5 protein-coding genes are annotated in these 3431 nt (G+C 62.5%); all 5 read left to right on the plus strand.

Annotated elements, in window-relative coordinates; all coding sequences use genetic code 11:
- A partial coding sequence (locus BFP96_RS24175) for an AIR synthase-related protein (RefSeq protein WP_256549185.1) occupies positions 1-508 on the plus strand: 508 nt, incomplete at its 5' end.
- A gap of 55 nt (positions 509-563) precedes the next feature.
- Positions 564-1289, plus strand: a complete 726-nt coding sequence (locus BFP96_RS24180; RefSeq protein ID WP_065937150.1) for a substrate-binding periplasmic protein — start codon at positions 564-566, stop codon at positions 1287-1289.
- A gap of 130 nt (positions 1290-1419) precedes the next feature.
- Complete coding sequence (gene ribA / locus BFP96_RS24185) at positions 1420-2037, plus strand: GTP cyclohydrolase II (protein ID WP_065937151.1); 618 nt, start codon at positions 1420-1422, stop codon at positions 2035-2037.
- Complete coding sequence (locus BFP96_RS24190) at positions 2034-2453, plus strand: nuclear fragile X mental retardation-interacting protein 1 (protein WP_065888382.1); 420 nt, start codon at positions 2034-2036, stop codon at positions 2451-2453. Before ribA ends, BFP96_RS24190 begins: the two co-directional genes overlap by 4 nt.
- Positions 2450-3235 carry a cobalamin-binding protein gene (locus BFP96_RS24195; RefSeq protein WP_065937152.1) on the plus strand — a complete coding sequence of 262 codons (786 nt, stop codon included), beginning with the start codon at positions 2450-2452 and terminating at the stop codon, positions 3233-3235. The genes BFP96_RS24190 and BFP96_RS24195 overlap by 4 nt, the downstream gene beginning before the upstream one ends.
- Positions 3236-3431: the final 196 nt, after the last annotated feature.

Genomic DNA, 3431 nt, shown 5'->3' on the forward strand with positions numbered 1-3431 from the left:
TCTGTTGTGTGTCGGTGGCGAATTGGGCAACGCGGCCGGGGCGTTGCCGCTGGTGTTGGGCCAGCGCAGCGCGCAAGCGGCCATCGCCGAACCGCTGCTCGCCCACTACTGGTCACCGCAACCGCAACTGGCCTTGGGGCTGGCGCTGCGGGGCAAAGCGACGTCAGCCATGGATATCTCCGACGGGCTGCTGGCCGATTGCGGGCATATCGCCAGGGCATCGGCTGTCAGCCTGTTGATCGAGCGCGACACCTTGCCGTTGTCGGCGGCGTTGCTGGCGTTTGTCGGTCGCGACGAGGCGCACGTAGCCGCGTTGAGCGGCGGCGATGACTATGTGCTGGTGTTCACCTTGCCGCCGGCCGAACTGGCGCCGTTGCGGGCGGGCGGCTGGCCGGTCCATGTAATCGGTCGGGTCCAAGCGGGGCAGGGCGTGACACTGCTCGACGCCAACGGACAAGACATCACTCCGGCCGTGCACGGCTATCAGCATTTTCATCAGCTGCCGTAGTCGGCGCTGCTGCGTTACCCTTCATATGAATATCTCCACGTAGGAAGTCATCCTTATGAGTGTGCGCTGCTGGCTGCTGATCATGCTGTGCGTCATGACCCCTGCGCTTGAGGCGGACGAAGCCCGGTTGCCCGGCAAGATCGTCCTGGCCAGCGAGGAGTGGAGCAACTACACCAACAGGGATGGCAGCGGCCTGGCCTGGGACGTGTTACGCCAGGTGTTCGAACCGGCCGGCGTCGCCCTGCAAGTCCGCAGCGCGCTCTATACCCGCTCGGTCGGCTTGGCCCAGCGTGGCGAGGTGGACGGTTGGGTCGGTTCCTACCGCGACGAAGCCGAGCACGTACTTTATCCGCACTGGCACTTTGACTCCGATCATATCTACGCCCTCGGTCTGGCAACGCTGCCCACGCCGAGCCTGGCGACGCTCGGTGATTACCGCCTGGCCTGGGTGCGTGGCTACAAATACGAGAAATACCTGCCGAACGTACGTCGGTTCAACCAGGTCGAGCGCCGCGACGGTATCCTGTCGATGCTGCAGCATGGCCATGCAGACCTCTACATTGAGTCGCTCACCGAAGCCGAGTATGTGCTCAGTCAGGCCGACGATCCGTCGCGATTCACACTCACCCACCTCACGGAACTGCCGCTCTACGTGGGCTTTGCCGATAACGAACGTGGGCGGGCACTGAGGACCTTGTACGACCAGCGCATGGCCGTGCTGGTGAAAACTGGCGACTTGAAGCCGATTTTTCAACGCTGGAAGCAGCCGTATCCGTTCTGACCTGCATAGAACCAAGCCGAAGGCCAATCGAACCTATTGATCTTTATCAGCGATCATTCAGCTTAAGCGTCTGTAGGAACAGGCTGTTACAATGGCCGCTTCTGTGAAAATCTGAAATCAGGAGCACACGGTGCCCGTCGTTTTCGTCGCCGCTTCCAAGCTGCCTACCCCCTTTGCCACGTTCACCATGCATGGCTTTCTCGAAGAAGCCACCGGGCGCGAGCACATTGTGCTCAGCCTGGGCGATATCGCTGATGGTGCGCCGGTGCTGGGCCGCGTGCATTCCGAATGCCTGACCGGCGACGCGCTGTTCAGCCAGCGCTGCGACTGCGGTTCGCAATTGGAAGCTGCGCTGCAGGCTATCGCCCGCGAGGGCCGTGGCGTGCTGCTGTATTTGCGTCAGGAAGGCCGTGGCATCGGCTTGTTGAACAAGATCCGCGCCTATGAATTGCAGGATGGCGGTGCCGACACCGTGGAAGCCAACGAGCGCCTGGGCTTTGCCGCCGACCAGCGTGACTACGCCATCTGCCTGCCGATGCTTGAGCATCTGGGCGTGAAGTCGCTGCGCCTGATGACCAACAACCCGCGCAAGGTCAAAGCCTTGACCGAAATGGGCATCACCGTGGCCGAGCGTGTGCCGCTGCATACCGGGCACAACCCGCACAACAAACTGTACCTGGCCACCAAAGCCAGCAAGCTCGACCACATGATGGGCAACGAGCATCAGGGCGAGGTCGACCGCGCGTGACCCGCGGCCAGGTGAAACGTCGACTGTCCTTCAACTGGTGGCAGTACCTGGCCCTGGCATTGCTCCCATTGTTTGTGATCAACCTGGTGTTCGGCCGCGCCGAGTCCTTGCTTCCCGTACTGGCCATGCCGTTGTTTATCGCCGGCGTGGCCTCGATGTTTCTCAGCCTGCGTTATTTTCACGGCTATAAACATGCGCTGATCGCCACGTCCAAGGCCCTCGATACTGCCGAAGAACCTGCCGCCTGGATTACCCTGGCGGCGCGTCGACGTACAGCCTTGCTGGTGGCTGCGCTGCCGGCCTGGATTGGCGCGTTGGCGGTGTTCGTCGGCCTGGAAGCGGTGCCGCTGTGCTTGCTGGCGCTGTCGACGACGGTGCTGTTTTACCTCTATCGCATTCCGCGCCAATTGGGATGAAACGCTACTGGTTGGCGTTGTTGCTCGGGTTCAGCGTTCAGGCGTTGGCGGTCGAGCGCGTTGTCAGTCTGGCGCCGTCGCTGTCTGAAATCGTCGTCGAATTGGGCGCTGCCGATCTCTTGGTGGGTGTGCTCGATGGCGGCGAGCGGCCGTCGGCCCTTGCGCAGGTGCCATCGGTCGGGCGTTACGGCCAGTTGGACATGGAGCGCCTGCTCAGCCTCAATCCCGACCTGATCCTGCTCTGGCCCGGCAGCGTCGGCCCGGCTCAGCGCGAGCAATTGCAGCGCCTGAATATCCCGGTGTACGTTGCCGAACCCCATGACCTTGAACAATTGACCCGCCAAGTCCAGGCCATTGCCGAGCAATTGGGGCGTGCCGACGCCGGCCTGGCCTTGGCCGATCAACTGCGCCAGCGCCTCGCCGAACTGCGCCAGCGCTATCGGCGCGCCGAGCCGTTGCGCGTGTTTTACCAGGTCTGGAACCAGCCGCTGTACACCGTGGGCGGCGAGCAGATCATCAGTGATGCGTTGAAGGTGTGCGGGGCGCGCAATGTGTTCGACGACCTCAAGCTGCCGGCGCCGCAGGTGAGTATTGAGTCAGTGTTGCAGCGTGATCCGCAGTTGATCCTGGTGGGCGATCAGGCGCAGCGGGAGGCCTGGAAGGTCTGGCCGAGCCTGTTCGAGCGCGTGCGGTTGGTACCGGACAAGGGCCTGGAGCGGCCCAGTGGGCAGATGCTGGAAGCGGTGGCGCGGTTGTGTCAGGTGATTGCGCCGAGCCTCTGACATCGCTATCGCAGGCAAGCCAGCTCCCACAGGGGAATGCATTTCAAGTGTGGGAGGGGGCTTGCTCCCGATGGCGGCCTCTGGGCCGACCAGGATGCTGGATTGGACCGGGTACATATCCGTTTCTGCGGTAACGGCTGCTATGGGTTCCGCTTTTACAGCGGCTCACTTTTGAAAAGCGCAAAAGTAAGCAAAA

It is taken from the genome of Pseudomonas sp. 34 E 7, from assembly GCF_900005715.1.
Classification (GTDB): Bacteria; Pseudomonadota; Gammaproteobacteria; order Pseudomonadales; family Pseudomonadaceae; genus Aquipseudomonas; species Aquipseudomonas orientalis_A.

Coding starts and splice junctions, on each gene's coding strand:
- BFP96_RS24180 (WP_065937150.1), top strand. CDS start 564: ATGAGTGTGCGCTGCTGGCTGCTGATCATGCTGTGCGTCATGACCCCT.
- BFP96_RS24195 (WP_065937152.1), top strand. CDS start 2,450: ATGAAACGCTACTGGTTGGCGTTGTTGCTCGGGTTCAGCGTTCAGGCG.